Annotated in this window: 16 protein-coding genes and 1 tRNA gene; 6 read left to right on the top strand and 11 right to left on the bottom strand. The window is 64.9% G+C overall.

Annotated features, from left to right (window positions below):
• Positions 1-83: 83 nt before the first annotated feature.
• Complete coding sequence (locus ACIQ3B_RS07250; RefSeq protein ID WP_397401081.1) at positions 84-704, bottom strand: ATP-dependent Clp protease proteolytic subunit; 621 nt, start codon at positions 702-704, stop codon at positions 84-86.
• Positions 705-849: 145 nt separating this feature from the next.
• Positions 850-2,754, bottom strand: a complete 1,905-nt coding sequence (locus ACIQ3B_RS07245; RefSeq protein WP_397401079.1) for a PQQ-binding-like beta-propeller repeat protein — start codon at positions 2,752-2,754, stop codon at positions 850-852.
• Positions 2,755-2,934: 180 nt separating this feature from the next.
• Here ACIQ3B_RS07245 and ACIQ3B_RS07240 point away from each other — a divergent pair, with 180 nt between their 5' ends.
• Positions 2,935-3,708 carry an SDR family oxidoreductase gene (locus ACIQ3B_RS07240; RefSeq protein ID WP_397401128.1) on the top strand — a complete coding sequence of 258 codons (774 nt, stop codon included), beginning with the start codon at positions 2,935-2,937 and terminating at the stop codon, positions 3,706-3,708.
• A gap of 62 nt (positions 3,709-3,770) precedes the next feature.
• Here the strand turns inward: ACIQ3B_RS07240 and ACIQ3B_RS07235 are convergent, their stop codons facing one another.
• Positions 3,771-3,983: a hypothetical protein gene (locus tag ACIQ3B_RS07235; protein ID WP_397401077.1), complete on the bottom strand. Its 213-nt coding sequence runs from the start codon at positions 3,981-3,983 to the stop codon at positions 3,771-3,773.
• Entirely contained in the window at positions 3,983-5,155 is a 1,173-nt protein-coding gene (locus tag ACIQ3B_RS07230) for an aminotransferase (protein WP_397401075.1), read from the bottom strand. Before ACIQ3B_RS07230 ends, ACIQ3B_RS07235 begins: the two co-directional genes overlap by 1 nt.
• Before the next feature lie 52 nt (positions 5,156-5,207).
• Here ACIQ3B_RS07230 and ACIQ3B_RS07225 point away from each other — a divergent pair, with 52 nt between their 5' ends.
• The gene (locus ACIQ3B_RS07225; RefSeq protein WP_397401073.1) at positions 5,208-5,660 is read left to right on the top strand and encodes a GNAT family N-acetyltransferase; all 453 of its coding nucleotides are present in this window, start codon (positions 5,208-5,210) and stop codon (positions 5,658-5,660) included.
• A gap of 140 nt (positions 5,661-5,800) precedes the next feature.
• Here ACIQ3B_RS07225 and ACIQ3B_RS07220 read toward each other — a convergent pair whose 3' ends face one another.
• Positions 5,801-6,475, bottom strand: coding sequence for a hemolysin III family protein (locus ACIQ3B_RS07220; RefSeq protein ID WP_397401071.1), 675 nt, complete (start codon positions 6,473-6,475; stop codon positions 5,801-5,803).
• A gap of 64 nt (positions 6,476-6,539) precedes the next feature.
• Positions 6,540-7,163, bottom strand: coding sequence for a glutathione S-transferase family protein (locus ACIQ3B_RS07215; protein ID WP_397401069.1), 624 nt, complete (start codon positions 7,161-7,163; stop codon positions 6,540-6,542).
• Between the two features lie 56 nt (positions 7,164-7,219).
• Here ACIQ3B_RS07215 and ACIQ3B_RS07210 point away from each other — a divergent pair, with 56 nt between their 5' ends.
• Positions 7,220-8,500 carry an MFS transporter gene (locus ACIQ3B_RS07210; RefSeq protein ID WP_397401067.1) on the top strand — a complete coding sequence of 427 codons (1,281 nt, stop codon included), beginning with the start codon at positions 7,220-7,222 and terminating at the stop codon, positions 8,498-8,500.
• Positions 8,501-8,513: 13 nt separating this feature from the next.
• Here ACIQ3B_RS07210 and typA read toward each other — a convergent pair whose 3' ends face one another.
• A complete protein-coding gene (gene typA, locus ACIQ3B_RS07205; RefSeq protein WP_397401065.1) occupies positions 8,514-10,346 on the bottom strand; it encodes a translational GTPase TypA in 1,833 nt (610 codons plus the stop codon).
• 264 nt (positions 10,347-10,610) lie between these two features.
• Entirely contained in the window at positions 10,611-11,513 is a 903-nt protein-coding gene (locus ACIQ3B_RS07200) for an N-formylglutamate amidohydrolase (protein ID WP_397401126.1), read from the bottom strand.
• 100 nt (positions 11,514-11,613) lie between these two features.
• Between ACIQ3B_RS07200 and cpdR the strand changes: the two genes are divergently transcribed.
• The gene (gene cpdR, locus ACIQ3B_RS07195) at positions 11,614-11,970 is read left to right on the top strand and encodes a cell cycle two-component system response regulator CpdR (protein ID WP_397401063.1); all 357 of its coding nucleotides are present in this window, start codon (positions 11,614-11,616) and stop codon (positions 11,968-11,970) included.
• 54 nt (positions 11,971-12,024) lie between these two features.
• A tRNA-Val gene (locus tag ACIQ3B_RS07190) sits at positions 12,025-12,099 on the top strand.
• Positions 12,100-12,152: 53 nt separating this feature from the next.
• On the opposite strand, the gene ACIQ3B_RS07185 is transcribed toward ACIQ3B_RS07190, so the two are convergent.
• The 3 genes from ACIQ3B_RS07185 to ACIQ3B_RS07175 form a co-directional block, all read right to left on the bottom strand.
• Complete coding sequence (locus ACIQ3B_RS07185; protein WP_397401061.1) at positions 12,153-12,932, bottom strand: DUF2189 domain-containing protein; 780 nt, start codon at positions 12,930-12,932, stop codon at positions 12,153-12,155.
• 115 nt (positions 12,933-13,047) lie between these two features.
• Complete coding sequence (locus ACIQ3B_RS07180; RefSeq protein ID WP_397401059.1) at positions 13,048-14,520, bottom strand: replicative DNA helicase; 1,473 nt, start codon at positions 14,518-14,520, stop codon at positions 13,048-13,050.
• Between the two features lie 94 nt (positions 14,521-14,614).
• Positions 14,615-15,316, bottom strand: coding sequence for a DUF1345 domain-containing protein (locus ACIQ3B_RS07175; protein ID WP_397401057.1), 702 nt, complete (start codon positions 15,314-15,316; stop codon positions 14,615-14,617).
• Positions 15,317-15,848: 532 nt separating this feature from the next.
• On the opposite strand from ACIQ3B_RS07175, the gene ACIQ3B_RS07170 reads away from it, so the two are divergent.
• The gene (locus ACIQ3B_RS07170) at positions 15,849-18,818 is read left to right on the top strand and encodes a TonB-dependent receptor domain-containing protein (RefSeq protein WP_397401055.1); all 2,970 of its coding nucleotides are present in this window, start codon (positions 15,849-15,851) and stop codon (positions 18,816-18,818) included.
• The last annotated feature ends 29 nt before the right edge of the window (positions 18,819-18,847 follow it).

Raw genomic sequence — 18,847 nt, 5'->3', positions numbered from 1 at the left:
GCCGAGCCTGTTGCGAAGCCCCCTCCACCACGCTGCGCGTGGTCCCCCTCCCCCGATGGAGGAGGAGAGAGCGCCCTGTTCAATCAGACTTCGCTAGCGTCCGTGATCACCTTGGAAACCAGGCCGTAGGCCACGGCCTCGTCGGCGCTCATCCAGAAATTCCGGAGCGTATCCTTGACGACCTTTTCGTAGGTCTGGCCGGTCTCAAGCGCGATCATGCGGTTGACCCGCTCCTGCATCTTGATGATCTCCTCGGCCTCGATCTCGATATCCGAAGCCTGGCCACGCACGCCGCCGGCGGGTTGGTGCAGGAGGAACCGGGTGTTGGGCAGGCAGAGGCGGTTTTCCTTGCGCGCGCCGAGGAAAATGTGCGCGCCGGCCGAGGCGACCCAGCCGGTGCCGATGACCTTCACCGGTGCGCCGCAGAAGCGGATCATGTCATGGATCGTGTCGCCGCTTTCCACGTGGCCGCCCGGCGAATTGATGATCACACGGATCGGCTTGTCGCTTTCGCCGGCGAAGGCTGTGATCTGGGCGGTGACCCGCTCGGCAAGGCGCATGTTGATTTCGCCGAAGATCAGAACCGTGCGTGACTTGAACAGGGCGTTCTGGACAGGACCTGCGGTCATCGGCATGTCGGGGCGACCGCCCTTTTCGTCCTCGTCGCCATCTTCGTCGTCGAGGTAGGAAGTCCATTTCAGCATGGGGTCGCCTTGATCCTGTCGCCGCAGACTCGCTACGGCCATGTTTCGTACCCTTGGAGTTATTGATCCCGACGCCGTCCGGCAAGCGGGCTGCGCAAAAACCATGGCCGCCCCGGGCGCTACCTGACGATTTAGGCCCTTCGCGTTACTTCGGCTTGAACGCCAGCAGCACATTGCCCGGCGCCTGTCCGAACATTCCGTAGCCGGATCCCGACAACAGCAACCCGTTCACCGCCACGATGGACGCCGCATCGATGGATCCGCCCTTTCCTGGTACGCCGTTCAGGGTGGCGTAGTCGCGAAGCGTGTCAAAGGTCCAGATCTCGCGGCCGGTCTTCAGGTCCAGCGCGAACAACCGGCCATCCAGACTGCCCTGTATAATCGCGCCGTCGACGATTGTGGGCGCGCCGGAGAACCCATAGTTCCGATCGCAGCGCGGCGCCTTCTTATCCCGGCCGTTGGCGCAGTCCGGCATGACCGTATAGTGCCATTTGATTGCGCCGGTACGGGCGTCGACGGCGTACATGCCGCGCTGAAGGCCGGGATCAATGGGCTCCCCGCCCGGCAACGGCCGACCGATCTGGGCGACCGGCACAAACACCGTGTCGTCCTTGTAGGCGATGCCCCAGTGAATCCCGCCGTTGGGCGCGCCGGTGCCGATATCGCGACGCCAGATCACCTTGCCGGTGTCCGGATGCATGGCCCAGACCGTGCCGGATTTCTGGCCGGCGAAGACCATCTCGCGACCGTCCTTCAGCTTGCCCCGGATCAGCGAGGCGCCGAAATCCACGTCGCGATAGACTGTGTCGCTGACACAGTTGAACTGGTTGGGGCGCGGCTTTGGACCGCAGCCGGCATTGAAGATGTCGTTGGCGGTGGCCTGGTGGCTCCACACCTCCTTGCCGTCCGACAGGCGGATGGCGATCAGGGCATTGGTGTTGTGGTGCGCGGGGGGCGAATTGGCCTCGCCGGTTCCGAAGAACACCAGCCCGCGCGCCTCGTCCACCACCGGCGAGTTCCAGATCGGCGCGCCGGACGGACCGTACAGCATCTTGCCATCACCGCGATCCCGGATCGGCTGGGCGTCCGGCATGGTGTCATAGCGCCACTGCTGGTCGCCGGTCTTCGGGTTCAGCGAAAGGACAAAGCCGTGGTTGGTGCAGCAGGTCACGGCGTTGTCGGCCGCCTGCATGATCTCGAACTGGCTGACCGGCACGATGATCCGGTCTTTCAGGACGCGCGGCGTGCCGGTGGTCAGGGAGTAGGAATAGGCTGCGACATTCTTCGTCCAGATCGCCTTGCCGGTGGCCGCGTCCACAACATGAACTGTGGAATCCAGCCCCGAGAAGGCGAGAACTGATCGCCCATCAGAAATCACGCCAAAGCCCGGGCTGGAGCGAAGCGGCGCGCCGCCGGGCGAATTGTAGATCCATTTGATGCAGGGCTTCGTCCGGTCGCTTACGTCAAAGGCGTACATGGCCGACGCTTCGGCCACCGGCAGGAACAGGGTGTTCCCCACGACCGCCGGCTGGGCCCGGATCATGGTGGCGTCAGGAAAGGCGATCGCCCAGGCCAGATCCAGCTTTGACAACTGCGCGGTGGTGAGGCCCGCCTGCCGGGCGGTCAGTGTGCGCGTGTTGCGCGCATCAAAGCCGAAGGTGGAGATGCTGGGCGTCGGCTTCAGATCAACGGGTATGCGCGAAGCCCCGCACATCATGGGCTTGCTCCATGCGTCCAGAGTCGCGGTGGAACGACCCGTGAGATAGTTAATCAGGTTTCCACGATCCGCCTCGGACAGGGCGGCGGCCTGCGCCTGCATCTTGCCCTTGGTCAGGGCGAAGCTGAGGACCTGATAGCTCATGGACCCGAGCGTCGATTTCGCCGGCGAACGCGTCTGTTCGGGATTGTCGTGGCAAGCCGCACAGTTGGCGCGATAGACCGCCTGGCCGGGATGCGGCAACTGTCGGGCGGTGTCGTCCTGCGCCGCCGCAGATCCGACCCAGGTCAGAGCCACGGCGAACGCTGCCGCCAGGCTTCCCAGAACTCTCATTTGCTTCCCCCGATTCAGACCGAAGACTTCACCGGTCCCCATTCGTTTTCGAAGATACGGCATCCTGCGCCCGCGTCCACCTTGGGACGCTTGACCGCAGGCCGGGCGCCATCGCAAATGGCCTTCAAAGTCAAACAAGTGTTCGGGAGAGATGCTGTGAGCCAGGTACTGGAAGCCCCCATGGTCGGCGCAGGCGGCTTGTTCGACCTGACCGGCAAGGTCGCTGTGATCACCGGCTCGTCCCGCGGCATCGGCCGCGCCATCGCCGAGCGCATGGCCGAGCAGGGCGCGAAGGTGGTGATCTCGTCGCGCAAGCCTGGCCCCTGCGATGAGGTCGCCGCCGGCATCAACGCGCAGCGCCCCGGCCATGCCATCGCCGTCCCGGCCAACATCTCCTCGAAAGATGATCTTCAGCGGTTGATGGACGAAACCCGCAAGGCCTTCGGCAAGATCGACATTCTGGTCTGCAACGCCGCCTCCAACCCCTATTACGGCAGCCAGCTGGAAATCAGCGACGAGGCCTTCAGCAAGATCCTCAGCAACAACATCATCGCCAACAACTGGATGATCCAGATGGTGGCGCCGGAGATGAAAGCGCGGAAGGACGGCGCCATCATCGTGATCTCGTCCATCGGCGGCCTGCGTGGCACGGAGGTCATCGGCGCCTACGCCATCTCCAAGGCCGCCGACATGCAGCTGGCCCGCAACCTCGCCAAGGAGCTGGGACCCTACAACATCCGCATCAACTGCGTGGCCCCCGGTCTGGTGAAGACCGATTTCGCCAAGGCGCTGTGGGATACTCCGGCCGGCGAGGAACGCGCCAGTTCGGGCACGCCGCTGCGCCGTCTGGGCGAACCGGACGATCTGGCTGGCGCGGCGCTTTACCTGGCTTCACGCGCCGGGGCGTGGACCACGGGCCAGACGATCGTTGTGGATGGCGGGTCCACCTGCTGACTAACGACTTTACCTCCCCCGCATAGCGGCGGGAGGTAAGGCGCCAGGCCGCCCGGCGCGGATTACGCCGGATCCAGCTCGGTCGTGACGCGACCGTCCGCTTCGATACGACCCACGAAGACGTCCTGGGCGGGCCGGAAGACCTCCACGACCCATCCGTCCGGCCTGGAACGCGCCGTGTCGGCCAGGGCGGCCTGATCCGTGGCGAAGATCGCCGCGCCGATCAACAGTGGCTCCGGCACGATGTCGGTCCGGTAGATGCGGTATTCAGGCATCAGGCCGTGGTCGCGCGCGAAAGGTCTCGCGCCCGCGCCAGCCGACGGACGCCCTCGTCAAGCGTGTCGTCCGCCTTGGAGAAACACAGCCGCACGATGCCCGTCACCGGCTCCGTCTCATAGAAGGCCGAGACCGGGATCGCGGCGACGCCGGCCTCCTTGACCGCGCGCAGGCAGAAATCGCGGTCGCCCTCTTCGATTCCCGAGGCCATCAGATCCATGCAGAGGAAATAGGTGCCGTCAGCGGGCAGCACCGAAAATCCCTCGCGCCGCAGCCCCTCGGCCATCCGGTCGCGGGATCGTTCCAGGCCCGCCGGCATCTCTCGAAACCAGTCGTGGGCGTTCTCCAGCCCCCAGGCCACGGCGGTCTGCAGGTTGGGCGGCGTGGTGAAGGTCAGGAACTGATGGGCGCGGGTCAGGGCGTGGGTCAGAGCCGGCGCGGCGCAGAGGTAGCCCACCTTCCAGCCGGTCAGGCCGAACATCTTGCCGGCCGAGCCGATTTTCACCGTCCGCTCGCGCATGCCGGGATAGCTCATCAGGGGACGATGGCGAGCGCCCGAAAACACGACCTTCTCCCAGACCTCGTCGCAGACCACGACGGCATCGTGGGCCACGCAGAACGCCGCCAGCAATACCAGGTCCTCATCGGGCAGGACGACGCCGGTGGGGTTCATGGGATTGTTGAGCACCACCAGCCGGGTGCGCGCGCTGAAGGCGGCCTCCAGCATCGCCCGATCGAACCGCCAGTGGGGCGGCTTCAGCGTCACCAGTCTTGGCACGCCGCCGGCGCGGCGGATCACCGGCAGGTAGCTGTCGTAGAACGGCTGGAAGACAATCACCTCATCGCCCGGCTCGATAAGCCCGAAGAAACTCACCGCCAGGGCCTCGGTGGCGCCGGAGGTGATGGTGACTTCGCCGGCCCAGTCGAGATCCAGCCCCTGCGTAGCGTTATAGTGCGCCGCCACCGCCTGGCGCAGTTCCGGCAGGCCCGTCATCGGCGGATACTGGTTATAGCCGTTGAGCACCGCGTCGGCGGCCTTTGCACGGACGGCCTCCGGGCCGGGATCGTCCGGGAACCCCTGGCCGAGGTTGATGGCGCCCAGCTGGGCGGCCAGCCCCGACATCTCGGCGAAGACCGTGGTGGGCAGGGCGGCGTAAATCGAATTGACCATGGCGGCGACTTTGGCTTTGGACTGGGCCGTTGACTACCCTTGGGGACGCGCCATGGACATCGTCGAATTCGAACCGGCCCATGCCGAGGCGTTCCGAACGCTGAACGAGGCGTGGATCGAGAAGTATTTCGCGCTCGAGGCCAAGGATCGCGAGGTCCTGGGTCAACCCCAGCTGAAGATTATCGACAAAGGCGGTCGGATATTCATGGCGATGCTGGATGGCGCGCCGGTCGGCTGCGTGGCGCTGATGAAGATGGCAGACGGCGGGTTCGAGGTCGCCAAGATGACGGTCGCCGAGACCCTGCGGGGCTCGGGACTGGGTCGTTGTCTGATGCAGCGCTGTATCGACGCCGGCGCCGAAGCGGGCGCGACCCGGCTCTACCTTGAAACCAGCTCGCACCTTGCCCCGGCGCTGGCGCTCTACCGCGCCATGGGTTTTCGAGACCTGCCGCCGACAGACACACCCTACGTTCGGGCCGACGTCTTCATGGAGCGGCCCTACTGACTACAGACTGGCCTGCACACTGTAGAGGCCCGCATAGACCCCGCCCGCCGCGATCAGATCGTCGTGGCGGCCCTGTTCGACGATGCCCTGTCCGGTCATCATCGTAATCCTACCCCCAAGCACAAGGGGGCGACTGGAACTCAGGTCTGTGAGGTCAGAACCACGCCCACCAGCACGGCGGTCCAGTGAGTCGCGGCGGCGGCCACCACATGGCCGTGCCAGATGGCGCGGGCGAACTTCAGCTGCTTGTTCACATAGAAGATCACGCCCGTGGAATAGAGCAGGCCGCCGGCCACCAGCAGCAACAGGGCGTACCAGGCCAGGGCATCGATCATCGGCTTGAGCGCCACCACCACCAGCCAGCCCAGCGCCACATAGACCGCCACCCACAGCTTGCGACCGATGTGCGGCAGGAACAACTTTCCCAGCGCACCCAGCCCGGCGATCGACCAGACCGCGATGGTCATGCCCCACGCCCACCGCCCGGTCAGAGCCTGGGTGGTGAAGGGCGTGTAGGAAGCCGCGATCATCAGGAAGATGCCGGCATGATCCAGCCGTCGCAGCGTGGGTCGATACTGAGGCTTGGCGAAATTGTAGGCGGTCGAGAAGGCCAGCATGGCGACCACGCCGGCAGCATAGATGGATACGCCCACCACCTGGCTGATCGACCCGTCGCGGACTGCCAGCACCAGCAGCACGATCCCGCCCACCAGAGCCAGCGTCAGGCCCACGATGTGCACCACCAGATCAGCGCATTTGGCCGCTGACGTCGGATAGTGGCGCGGGGGTTTCGCAGGGGGCGTTAAGGAGGTCATGACCGTCTCTTAAGCCGAACAGATGTCATTCCCAAGGCTGGGCCTACACCTGCAGACGTTCCTGTCACCCGGCCGCCACTCGCGCCAACACGGCGTTCACCGCGGCCCGTTCGCCCATCCGCGCGAAGTGGTCAGCCACCTTCGGGAACTGCGCCATGTCGATGCCGTCGCGCGGTAGCCAGCTTGAGACCACATAGAGGTACGGGTCGCAGATCGTGTAGCGCTCGCCCATCACCCAGGGGCCGCGCACGTATTCCGCCTCGATCAGGCCCATCGCCTCGGCGAACACCTTCGGCGCCTTTTCGCGCATATCGGCTAGGGCGGCGGGGGTGTCGGCCCAGCGATAGCCACGGTGACGGTGCGCGGCAGCGGGATGAACCCAGGAGCACAGATAGCTGTTGAACGCCTGCACCTGGGCCATGGCGAAGGCGTCTCCCAGCGGTGCGAGGCCTGCGCCAGGGAACGCCTGGGCCACATAGCCGAGGATCGCCGGCGCTTCGGTGATCACGCCCTGGTCGCAGACCAGCGCCGGCACGCGGGACTTGGGGTTGATCGCCAGGTAGTCCGGCTGGCGCTGGGCGTTGTCGGCAAAGTTCATCCGGACGACCTCGCAGGCCGCACCGGCCTCCTCAAGCGCGATCTCACAGGCCAGGCCGATGGTTCCGGTGGCGGTGAACAGTTTCAGCATGGCTTTCCTCGTCTCTCGCGATATCGATAGCCGCGAACGGGGGCGGCGAACAACCGATGACGCAGACTGCGGGGCTGCCCGCCAACCGACTCCGCTCGATCCTGGCCGGATCGGCGGGCAATCTGGTCGAGAGCTTCGACTGGTTCGTCTATGCGGCGTTCGGCCTCTATTTTTCCAAGGTCTTCTTTCCGGAAGGCGACCGGACCGCGCAACTGCTGAGCACGGCGGCGGTGTTCGGCGTGGGGTTCATGGCGCGGCCACTGGGCGCCTGGCTGATGGGGCTCTACGGCGACCGGGTCGGTCGCAAAACGGCGATGGTGCTGGCGGTCAGCCTGATGTGTGCGGGTTCGCTGCTCATTGCGGTCTGTCCGGGTGAGGCCGAAATCGGCGTGGCCGCCCCGGCGATCCTGGTGTTCGCCCGGATCCTGCAGGGGATCAGCATGGGCGGCGAATATGGCGTCAGCGCCACCTATCTGTCGGAGATGGCCAGCCGGAAGAATCGCGGCTTCTGGTCGGGCGTCTTCTATTCGACCCTGATCGCCGGCCAACTGATGGCCATGGGCGTGCTGCTGGTGCTGACGGCTGTGCTGACGCCGGAGGAGATGCAGGCCTGGGGCTGGCGGGTTCCGTTCTTCATGGGCGGCGGTCTGGCGGTGGCGGTGTTCTGGCTCAGGCGCGGGATGGACGAGACGCCGTCGTTTCACGCCCGCACAGGCCCCAGAGCCACGACGATAGGCCTGATCCGCAGTCATCCGCGAGAGGCGCTGACGGTGATCGGCCTTACCGCCGGGGGCACGCTGGCCTATTACACCTACACCACCTACATCCAGAAATTCCTCGTCAACACCTCGGGCTTCACCAAGGACCAGGCGAACCTGATCGTCGCCGCCGGGCTGGCGATCTTCATGCTGATCAATCCGCTGATGGGCGCCCTGTCCGACCGGGTGGGACGGCGCGCAATTCTGATGACCTTCGGCGTGCTGGGCGCAGCGCTGACCTGGCCGATGCTTTCGACGCTTGCAGCCACGCGCGACCCCTGGCTGGCGTTTGGCCTCGTCACCGCCGCCCTGGTGGTGCTCTCGGCCTATTCCTCGGTAAATGCGGTTGTAAAGGCGGAACTGTTTCCCACCGAGGTCAGGGCGCTCGGCGTGGCCTTGCCGTATTCCCTGGCCAACGCCGTATTTGGCGGGACGGCGGAGTATGTGGCGCTGGCATTGAAACAGGCCGGCGCCGAGACCTGGTTCTTCACCTACGTTACCGTGGTGATCGCGGCGTCACTGGCGGTCTACGTGCTGATGCCCGATACGCGCAAGGCAAGCCGGATCGTCGAGGATTGAGGCCGTTGGGCCCCTACTCTTCCTTGACGCGCTTCTTGCGGAACGAAGGGTTCAGGACCCGCTTGCGTAGCCGGATGGACTTGGGCGTCACCTCGACCAACTCGTCCTCCTCGATGTAGGCGATGGCCTGTTCGAGGGTCGGGCGGCGTGGCGGGGTGAGGCGAACGGCCTCGTCCTTGCCGGACGCGCGGACGTTGGTGAGCTGCTTGGCCTTCATCGGATTGACGTCGAGGTCGTCCGATCGCGAGTTCTCGCCGATGATCATGCCCTGGTAGGTCTTCTCGCCCGCGCCGACGAACATGAAGCCGCGGTCTTCCAGGTTCCACAGCGCGAAGGCCGCCGTCTCACCATCGCCGTTGGAGACCAGCACGCCCTTGCGACCGGCGTCGATGGCGCCCTTGTAGGGCTCGTAGTGGCTGAACACGCGGTTCAGCACGCCCGAGCCGCGAGTGTCGGTGAGGAACTCGCCCTGGTAGCCGATCAGCGAGCGCGACGGGCTCATCAGGCTGATGCGGGTCTTGCCCGCACCCGAAGGGCCCATGTCCTTCAGCTCGGCCTTCCGGGCCGACAGCTTCTCGATGACGATACCGGAAAACTCATCGTCGACGTCGATCATGACATCCTCTATCGGCTCCAGCCGCTCGCCGGTCTCGGGATCGTTCTGGAACACCACCCGCGGGCGGCTGATGGAGAGTTCGAAGCCTTCGCGGCGCATGCTCTCGATCAGCACGCCCAGTTGCAGTTCGCCGCGGCCGGCGACTTCGTAGGCGTCCTTGTCGGGAGTCTCTGTGACGCGGATGGCGACGTTGGATTCGGCTTCTTTCAGCAGACGCGCAGCGATCACGCGGCTCTGGACCTTGTCGCCTTCGCGGCCGGCCAGGGGGCTGTCGTTGACGGAGACAGTCATGGAAATGGTCGGCGGATCGATCGGCTGCGCCGGCAGGGCCTCGGTGACTTCCATCGCACACAGGGTGTCGGCCACGGTGGCTTTCGAAAGGCCTGCAATCGCAACGATATCGCCGGCTTCGGCGTCGTCGATCGGCTGTCGCTTCAGGCCGCGGAAGGCCAGAACCTTGGTGATCCGGCCGCGCTCGATTTCCTTGCCATCCAGCGACAGCGCATGAATGGCCATGCCAGGGGTCGCCTTGCCGGACTGGATCCGACCGGTGAGCAGGCGGCCCAGGAACGGGTCGTTTTCGATCAGTACCGAGAGGATCTGGAACGGCTTGTCCTTGTTTTCGACAACCTTCGGCTCCGGCACGTGGCGCACGATCAGGTCGAACAGCGGGGCCAGATTGTCGTTGGGCTGGGCCATGTCCATGGTCGCCCAGCCGTTCTTGCCCGACGCGTAGATGTGCGGGAAGTCGAGCTGCTCGTCGGTGGCGCCCATGGCGGCGAACAGGTCGAAGGCGTCATTCAGGATCCGGTCGGGATCGGCGTGCGGGCGGTCGACCTTGTTCAGACACAGGATCGGCTTCAGGCCCATCTTCAGCGCCTTGCCCAGCACGAACTTGGTCTGCGGCATCACGCCTTCCTCGGCGTCCACCAGGATGACGCAGCCATCCACCATGCCGAGGATCCGCTCTACCTCGCCGCCGAAGTCGGCGTGGCCGGGGGTGTCGATGATGTTGATCCGGGTCTCGCCGGCCTCGCCGTGCCAGAGCACGCTGGTGCACTTAGCCAGGATGGTGATCCCGCGCTCGCGCTCCTGGTCGTTGGAATCCATGGCGCGCTCGACCGTCGCCTCATTGGCTCGGAAGACGCCTGACTGGGCCAGAAGCTGGTCCACAAGCGTGGTCTTGCCGTGGTCGACGTGGGCGATGATGGCGATATTTCGGAGGGACATGGTTCGGCAGTCTCGTTCGGAAGGGCGCGCTTGTAGGGGAAGGCGACCACAATCACCACCCCGTTGTGCGGCGCACATAAGGGTGTGGCGGCGTGGCGCGAGGCCATACACTGTTTTTGCGAGGAATTTGCGACTTTTCGTGCTGACGCCTGAAATCCTGGGCGTGGGGCCGCAAACTTTGTGCGCTGCAAACCCGGGTCAGTGGGCTCGACGCAAGCGGGGTTTGGCGAGCTTCACCCGAGACGCTTATCGATCTGCGCGCGCCTACGCCGCCCGCAGTCCCGACCAGTCCGCCGCCGCCAGCGCCTGCGTCAGCCCCTCCACATGGCCCTTCAGCCGGTCAAACCCCGACGTCGGCTCCAGCGTCGCCTCGTCCAGATAGAGGGCCCGGTTGATCTCGATCTGGAGGGCGTGAACGCCCCGGTGCGGCTTGCCATAGTGTTCGGTGGTGTAGCCGCCAGCGTAGGGGGTGTTGCGCGTGACGCGGTAGCCCAACTCCGCCAGCCCCCGCTCAACGCGAGTAGGCAGAACGCCAGCGCAGGCTGCGCCAAATCGGTCGCCAAGCACCATATCGCTGGGCCGGTCCCTGGCGCCTGACCGCGCGGCGGCCGACGGCATGGAGTGCCAGTCCACCAGTATTGCGAAGCCATGAGTGGCCCGGGTCTCGGCGATCAGCTTCTCCAGCGCCTGATGGTAGGGGCGGTGCGCGCCGGCGATCCGGGTCTCGGCCTCAGCGTACATCAGTTTGCGGTGGTAGATCTCCTGGCCCTCGGAAACCACCCGGGCGATGGTGCCGAGCCCCGCAGCTACCCGCGCCGTTCGGCCGCGCGCAAATTCTGGCACCTCATCGGCGAACATCGAAGCATCCAGCTCGAAAGGTTCCCGATTCAGATCCACATAGGCCCGGGCGAAATTGGCGGTGATCAGGGCGGCCCCATGAGCAGGCGCCTCGGCGATCAGGTCGTCAACAAACGCGTCTTCGGATCGACGGATGCTGACCGCATCCAGCACCGCCGCCGACATCAGATCATCGGGATAGTGACGTCCCGAATGCGGTGACGCGAACACCAGCGGCGTGGGCGGAGCACCGCTTCCGGCGCGACGCACCACGAATGCCGCCGCATAGTCGGGCGAATCGGCGGCAGGCAGGGGCTCGAGGGCGGTCATCAGGGCCATAGAAGGGCGCCCGCCCCCCAGCGTCAAACGACCCTTCATCGCGCCTTTACCCTTCTTGGGCTATTATGGAGGTTCAACCACGCAGCGGCCCATGTCACGCATCCTCCTCGCCGAAGACGACGATTCCCTCCGCGGCTTTCTGGCCCGCGCTCTTGAGCGCGCCGGCCACGAGGTGATCGCCTGCGCCGACGGCGAAGCCGCGGTGACGTTTCTGGATGAGCCCTGGGACCTGTTGCTGACCGACATAGTGATGCCCGGTCTGGACGGGATCGAGGTGGCCCGCCAGGCGGCCGCCAAACATCCGGGCCTCCGGATCATGTTTATCACCGGGTTCGCCGCTGTTGCGCTGGCTGCAGGCGACAAGGCCCCTGCCGGCGCCAAGGTCCTGAGTAAACCGATCCATTTGCGCGAGATCGTCAACGAGGTCGAACGGATGATCGCCGCCTGAAACCTGGGTTGCTAAGGTAGGTACCCCTCTATATATCCCCGCTTCCCGAAGGATGGATGCGTAGCTCAGCGGGAGAGCACCTCGTTGACATCGAGGGGGTCACTGGTTCGATCCCAGTCGCGTCCACCATTCTTTCCTGACCTCGGGAGAGCAGATCGGGTGCGCCTTCCCGTCGCCGCGAGCTATGCATCGTCGGGCACCAGTTCGCGGTAGGCGCGCCAACTGGCCAGACCCAGCCACGGGAAGACCAGCGTCAGGCCCAGAAATCCGGTGGCTGCAGTTGACAGGGTCATTGCGGCAAGGATCGCAGCCCACACGACCATCGGCCAGAAGTTCGTGATCACGGTGCGCACGCTCGTGACCACCGCCCGAAACACGTCATTGCGGCGATCCAGAAGCATGGGGGCCGTCACCACCACGAGACTGTAGGCGAAGAAGGCGATGGCGCCGCCGATCAATGATCCTGCCAAAACCATGCGCCGGCCCTCGAACGTGCCGACGGCGAAGGCGATCAGGTCGGGTAGATTGCGGTGGATCTGGCTGGTCGAGAGCCCATAGACAATCTGGGCGATGCCGCCCCAGGTAAGAAAGATCAGAAGTAACGCGAGACCCAGGTAGGCGATGTCCTGGCGCAACGCCGCACCGACCAGGAGCATTCCGGGCAACTGTGGCCTCTGGCCCAGTTCCAGCCTGCGCCCGGCCTCATAGAGACCCATTGCAAGGATCGGCGCCACGAACACAAATCCGCAGGTCAGGGCGAAGATCCAGTGTGACGCGCCATGAACATAGACCCATGCCGTCAGCCCGAGGCTGACCAGCGACAGCGCCAGGCCGTAGGTCAGGCAGGGCAGTGGCGCACGCCACAGATCAACCCAGCCGCCGCCGAGCCAGCGAAAGGGGGCATCCATGCCGACAACAGCAATCCCCGGCAATGACATCGGGGTCGGGGTGGACGACTCCATGGTTCTCCTCCGGCACGCGCTGGCGTGTGGGGGGCTTCAGGCGCCCACCCCTGCGGATTAAAAGACCGGGAACCAAGGTCCGCTTTGATATTTTTCGGGGCGCCAGCCTTACCCGTCAGTTCGGCTCATACCGACCGGGCTGCGCGAGGTCACTGAACTTGGTCAGGTTCTCGTCGAAGTGCAGCTTGACCGTGCCGATGGGGCCGTGACGCTGCTTGGCGATGATCAGTTCCGAGAGGTTGCGGATCTGGTCCATTTCGTCCTGCCAGGCCAGGTGTTCGGGGGTGTTTTCCCGGGGTTCCAGGCGGGCTTTGTAGTAGGCCTCCCGGTAGACGAACATCACGACGTCGGCGTCCTGCTCGATGGAGCCGGATTCACGCAGGTCCGACAGCTGGGGACGCTTGTCCTCACGGCTCTCCACCTGGCGTGAAAGCTGGGCGCAAGCCAGGACAGGCACCTGCAGCTCCTTGGCCAGCGACTTCATCTGCTGGGTTATCTCGCTGACTTCCTGCACGCGGTTTTCATTGCGCTTGGAGGCCGAACCGGTGACCAGCTGCAGATAGTCCACAACGATCAGGTCGAGGCCGGAGGTGCGCTTCAACCGCCGCGCCCGCGCCGCAAGCTGGGAGATCGATATCCCGCCGGTGTCGTCGATGTAGAGCGGCGCCCCCTCGATATCGAGCGCAGCCTCGCGGATGCGCCCGTATTCCGACGGATTGATCTCGCCCTTTCGCATCAGGTTGGACGGTATGCCCGAGACCTCGGCCAACAGGCGCATGGCCAGCTGATCAGCCGACATTTCCAACTGGAAGAAGGCGACGACCCCGCCACTGATGGTCTTTTTCGAGCCATCGGGCCGCGGCTCCCAGGCGTACTTACGCGCGACATCGAAGGCGATGTTGAGCGCCAGCGACGACTTTCCCATGGACGGCCGCCCCGCCAGGATCAGCAGGTCCGAAGAGTGCAGGCCGCCCAGCATCCTGTCCAGATCGTGGAGGCCGGTGGACACTCCCGCCAGACCGCCGTCTCGCGAGAACGCCTCGGCGGTGTTTTCAAGCGCGCGGGCCAAGGCGTTTGGAAAGGTTGTGAACCCGGTGGACGAGGCGCCGCTCTCGGCCAGGCTGAACAACTGTTGCTCGACCACCTCGATCTGGTCCTTGGCCGACATCTCGGTGTCTGACACGGCGGCCAGGGACATCTCACCCGAAAGCCGGATCAGTTCGCGGCGCAGCGCAAGGTCGTGAATTACCCGGGCGTAGTCCGCCGCATTGGCGGCCGGGGGGGCCTTGTCCACGAGGTCGGCGAGATAGCGTACGCCGCCCAGTTCCTCGAATGCCACGTCACCCTGGAATCGCTGGGCGATGGTTAGCGGGTCGGCTAGCTGCCCGGCTCGGATATGATCTTCAATGGCGCCAAACAGCCGCGCATGGACGGGCTCATGCAGATGGTCAGGCGAAAGCGGCACACTGATCCGTTCGTGGGCCGAGTTGTCATAGAGAAGGATGCCCAGCAGGGCCTGTTCGACTTCAAGGTCAGCGGGAATGCGCGACACGGGCTGGCCGACGGGCGGGAACGAAATGAGCGTCATAAGACTGTTCTAGCGAAGGGCGTACGCCGCGCCATGCGGCCTTTTGGTTGCGGCCAAAGACTTCTGTTGGCCGCTTGTGGATAAGCTTCGAACGTCAGAAAAGACCCGCCACCAGGTTGATCGCAAGGGCGACAATCAATGTGTTGAATACGAAGGCGATCAAGCTGTGTCCGGTTCCCAGCCGCCGGAGCCGCCGGTCACTGAAGGCCACGTCTGCGGTTTGCGCCGCAACGCCGATCACGATCGCGAAATGCAGGAAGTCGCGATAGTCGGGAGGCTCCCCGCCCGGGAAGATCAGCCCCCGCACATCCTGCCCAGTCGCTGGATCCACAGTGTAGTAGGCGTGGGCATAGTGCAGCGCGTAAACCGTCTGGATCAGGAACCACGACACCCCGAGCGTCAACACGCAGGCGGCAACGCGAAGGCCTTTCGCCCAGCCAGCTTCAGCCTGGGCCAAGGATAGCTCCAGACCAACTGCGCCGACACTGGCGACGCTGGCCGTCAGGACGATCAGCAGGATCGTGGCCCGTCCCTGATCCTGCCTGGCTGCCGAGCTGCGGATGTCATCGGGCCCATGACCCGCATGGCTGCGAAGCGTCAGCACCAGAAAGGTCAGGCAGAAGACATCCCATCCGACGATCATGGAAGAAACCAGTCGCAGGTCCGGCGTCAGCGCCGCCGCCGCGACGCCGCCGACCAGACCGGCTGCAACAGCGGCGATCAGATTTGGCCGAGCGGCGAACGCGGCCGCGTCCAGCTTCCAGTGATGTCGCGTCGGCGCCGCGGGACCGCTCATGACAAATGCATATCAAAAACCACCCGGTTGCGTCCGCGCTTCCGACAACATTCGGCGATCCTGCACCACGCCTGGATCAGCGCCAGCCCGGCGCCGCCGCCCCGCGCCAGGTTTGGCCCCTCGAATACTATCGTTTGCGGATCAAAGGGGGGTTCCTGCGTCACTCACGATCAGTCTGACGAGATCGACGCGCCCCGCAGCCCCGGGCAGCCACGTTGTGCAAAATGAGGGCGCCCAGTTCTGAAGCGCAACAGGAATCACTTGTCCGGCGAAGTGCTCAAGCCCTTCGCACCTTCGCAGATTTTCGGCAGCTCCGTCGAAAACGTGACCCGCTGGCGATCATCGAAGCCGATCGCCCCTCACGGCCAGCGAGAGGGCGCAATCGCTTACGTGGTAAAGTGTTGCAAAGCCGCATCAACGTCAAAAGTTCGCCGCTTCGCCGCGCAATAGGACTAGAATAATTCATCTTCGCGACATAACCCGGCCTCTTCCAGGCTCGGCCCGCTCCAGAGGCCACCAGGGGAGGACAAATATGACCCGAAGCAGATTCTTCTGCAGCGCTTCTGTGCTTGCCGCCGCGATGACGCTTGCAGCGTCCGGCCAGGCCATGGCCCAGAACAGCGGCCAGGCCGCGACCGAAGTCGACGAAGTCGTCGTCACCGGCTCGTTCATCCGGGGCACCCCCGAAGACGCCGCCCTTCCGGTCGAGGTGATCGGCCAGGACGAGTTGCAGCGTCGCGGCTCGCCCAGCACCCTCGATCTCATCAAGAGCCTGCCGATCAGCGGCCCGGTTCTGGGTGACTCCAACCAGTTCTCGACCGCAGCCCAGGGCCAGGTCGGCGCCGGTACCATCAACCTTCGCGGTCTCGGAAGCCTCCGGACGCTGGTTCTGGTCAACGGCCGCCGCATCACGGCATCGGCCGGCCCCGGCAGCGGCGGCGTCGATACAAACCTGTTGCCCGCCTCGGCCATTGGCCGGGTCGAAGTGCTGAAGGACGGCGCGGCCGCCACCTACGGCTCCGACGCCATCGCCGGCGTGGTGAACTTCATCACCCGCACCAATTTCGACGGCCTGGAAGTCAGCGGCGACTATCGCCTCGTTGACGGCTCCAACGGCGACTACACGGCCAACGCCGTCTACGGAAAGAATTTCGACAACGCCAATATCCTGGTCTCGGCCGGATATCAGCGCCGGTCGGAACTCAAGACGACGGATCGCGACTGGTCCTATCTCCCCTACACCCAGAACCCCTCCGGCTATTCGGTGCTGGGCCAGCCCGGCACCTTCCTGCCGCTGGGCGCCACAGGCGCGCCGATCGCCGGCCCGACCCGCGACGCCAACTGCGGCGCCGTTGGTGGGTTCTCCGGCTTCTCGGGCACGACACCGGCCTGCTTCTTCACCTTCATTCCCTTCGACAACCTGATCGAACGCGAAGACCGCTATCACGTCTTCGGCCAGGCCAATGTTGATCTGAACGAAACCACCAAGCTGCACGTCGAGGCCTACTGGGCCAAGACTGACATCCCGCAGATCCGCTTCTCGCCGGGCTTCCCGCCGATCCAGGGCCCGAACGGCCCCGGCAGCGTGGGCGTGTTCTCGACGCCGATCAGCAATCCGGGCGCGGTGACGGCGCTGCAGCAAGCCGGCTTCACGCCGGCCCAGATCGCGGCGACCAGCCGCGTCTCGCTGACCCTGTTCCGTCCGCTGGGTTCCGGCGGCAACCCGATCTTCGACAACGGCGGCCAGAAGGGTTACCGCAACTACGACATTTTCCGGGTGTCGGCGGGACTGAACGGCGAGCTTCCGTTCGCCGGCATTGGCTATGATGTTGGCGTCACCTACTCCAGGACCCAGAATCGTCAGTACACGCCCGACATCTTCATCGACAAGCTGCAGCGGGCGCTGAATGGCTTCGGCGGAACCAACTGCACCGGCGCCACGCCGGGCGCCAACGGCTGCCAGTACTTCAACCCGTTCTCCAACGGCTATTCGGGTAACCCGGCTCTGGGCCTCACAAACCCGGGCTTCGTCTCCGCAAACGCCAACAGCGCGGCTCTGGTCGATTCGCTGTTCGAGCGTGGCGCCGAAACCCGTCAGGTGCAGGACCTCTTCGTCGTCGATCTGGTGTTCAACGGCGAACTGCCGATCGAACTGCCGGGCGGCGCCATCGGCTGGGCGGCGGGCGGCCAGTATCGCACCACCGATTTCCAGTCCACGCTCCGCAGCCCCTTCCAGGACGTTCGCGTCACGCCGTGCCCCGTCCCGGGCGCGACGAACTGCTCGCTGCCGACCGGCCCCTACATCTTCCTGGGTCAGGGCACGCCGACGCAGCTTGAAGACTCGGTCTATGCGTTCTTCGCTGAGACCAACCTGCCGATCACCGACACGATCAACGCACAGGCGGCCATCCGTTACGAGGACTACGGTGGCCTCACCGGCTCCACGGTGAACCCCAAGGTCGCGGTCAAGTGGCAGGTGGTGGAAAGCTTCGCCCTGCGCGGCTCGGTCGGCACCACCTTCCGTGGTCCGACCCCGGCCAATCGCTCCACGGCTGGCGTGACCGGTCTCTCCGGCATCCAGGCGGCGGGCAACAACTTCAAGTCGGTCGATTTTGCCGGCAATCCGGGTGTCGGCCCGGAAAAGGCCTTCACCTACAATGTCGGCGCCATCTTCCAGAGCGGCGGCCTTCGGATCATCGCTGACTACTGGCACTTCAACATAGAAGACCAGATCGTCACGGTTCCGGCGCAGATCGTGGCCACCGCCGTCGGCGGGGTTGGCAATGGAGCCCAGGCTGTCAACTGCGCCAGCGCGCTGCGCGGCCTGATCACCTTCTCCAACAACAACGCCTGTATCCAGGGCGTCACGGTCGGCAACGACATCCAGCGGGTGAAGTCGGATACCGTCAACGGTCCGCGGATCAAGGTCTCCGGCATCGATGGCAGCATCGACTACAAGCTGAAGGACGTGCTGGGCGGCGATGTCACGGTGGGCGGTTCGTTCAGCCGACTGGTGAAATACGACATCGGCGAGTTCCGTCTGGGCGGCGTGTTCGTGTCGTCGGCGTACAGCGCGCTGGGTTTTGCGAACTACGACCGTTTCCCGGGAACCGTGTCCAAGCTCCGCGCGGGCTCCTATGCGGAATACTCGCGCGATCAGCACAACCTTCGCCTGGACATGACCTATGTGGGCGGCGCCACCGACAACCGTGGCCCGACCACCATCCAGACCGGTTCATCGACCAACTGTAACGTCGCCAACGCCCGGGCCGGGACGGCGATCAACTGCCAGCTGACGACGCTGGGTCTGAAGGTGAAGGAGTTCTACACCTTCGACCTGACCTACCGCCTGCAACTGGCCGGTGACATGACGGTTACCGCCTCGGTGTTCAACATCCTGGACCGTGACCCGTCGGCGGCACGCCTTGAACCCAGCTACGACCCCTTCATCGGCAACCCCTACGGGCGGACCTTCAAGGTGAGCGTCCGCAAGAAGTTCTAGAACGGGCGAAAATCTGAAACCCTGGACGC

The sequence above is a fragment of the Phenylobacterium sp. genome (assembly GCF_044358365.1).
Classification (GTDB): Bacteria; Pseudomonadota; Alphaproteobacteria; order Caulobacterales; family Caulobacteraceae; genus Phenylobacterium.
This window is presented reverse-complemented; position numbering and strand designations above follow the sequence as displayed.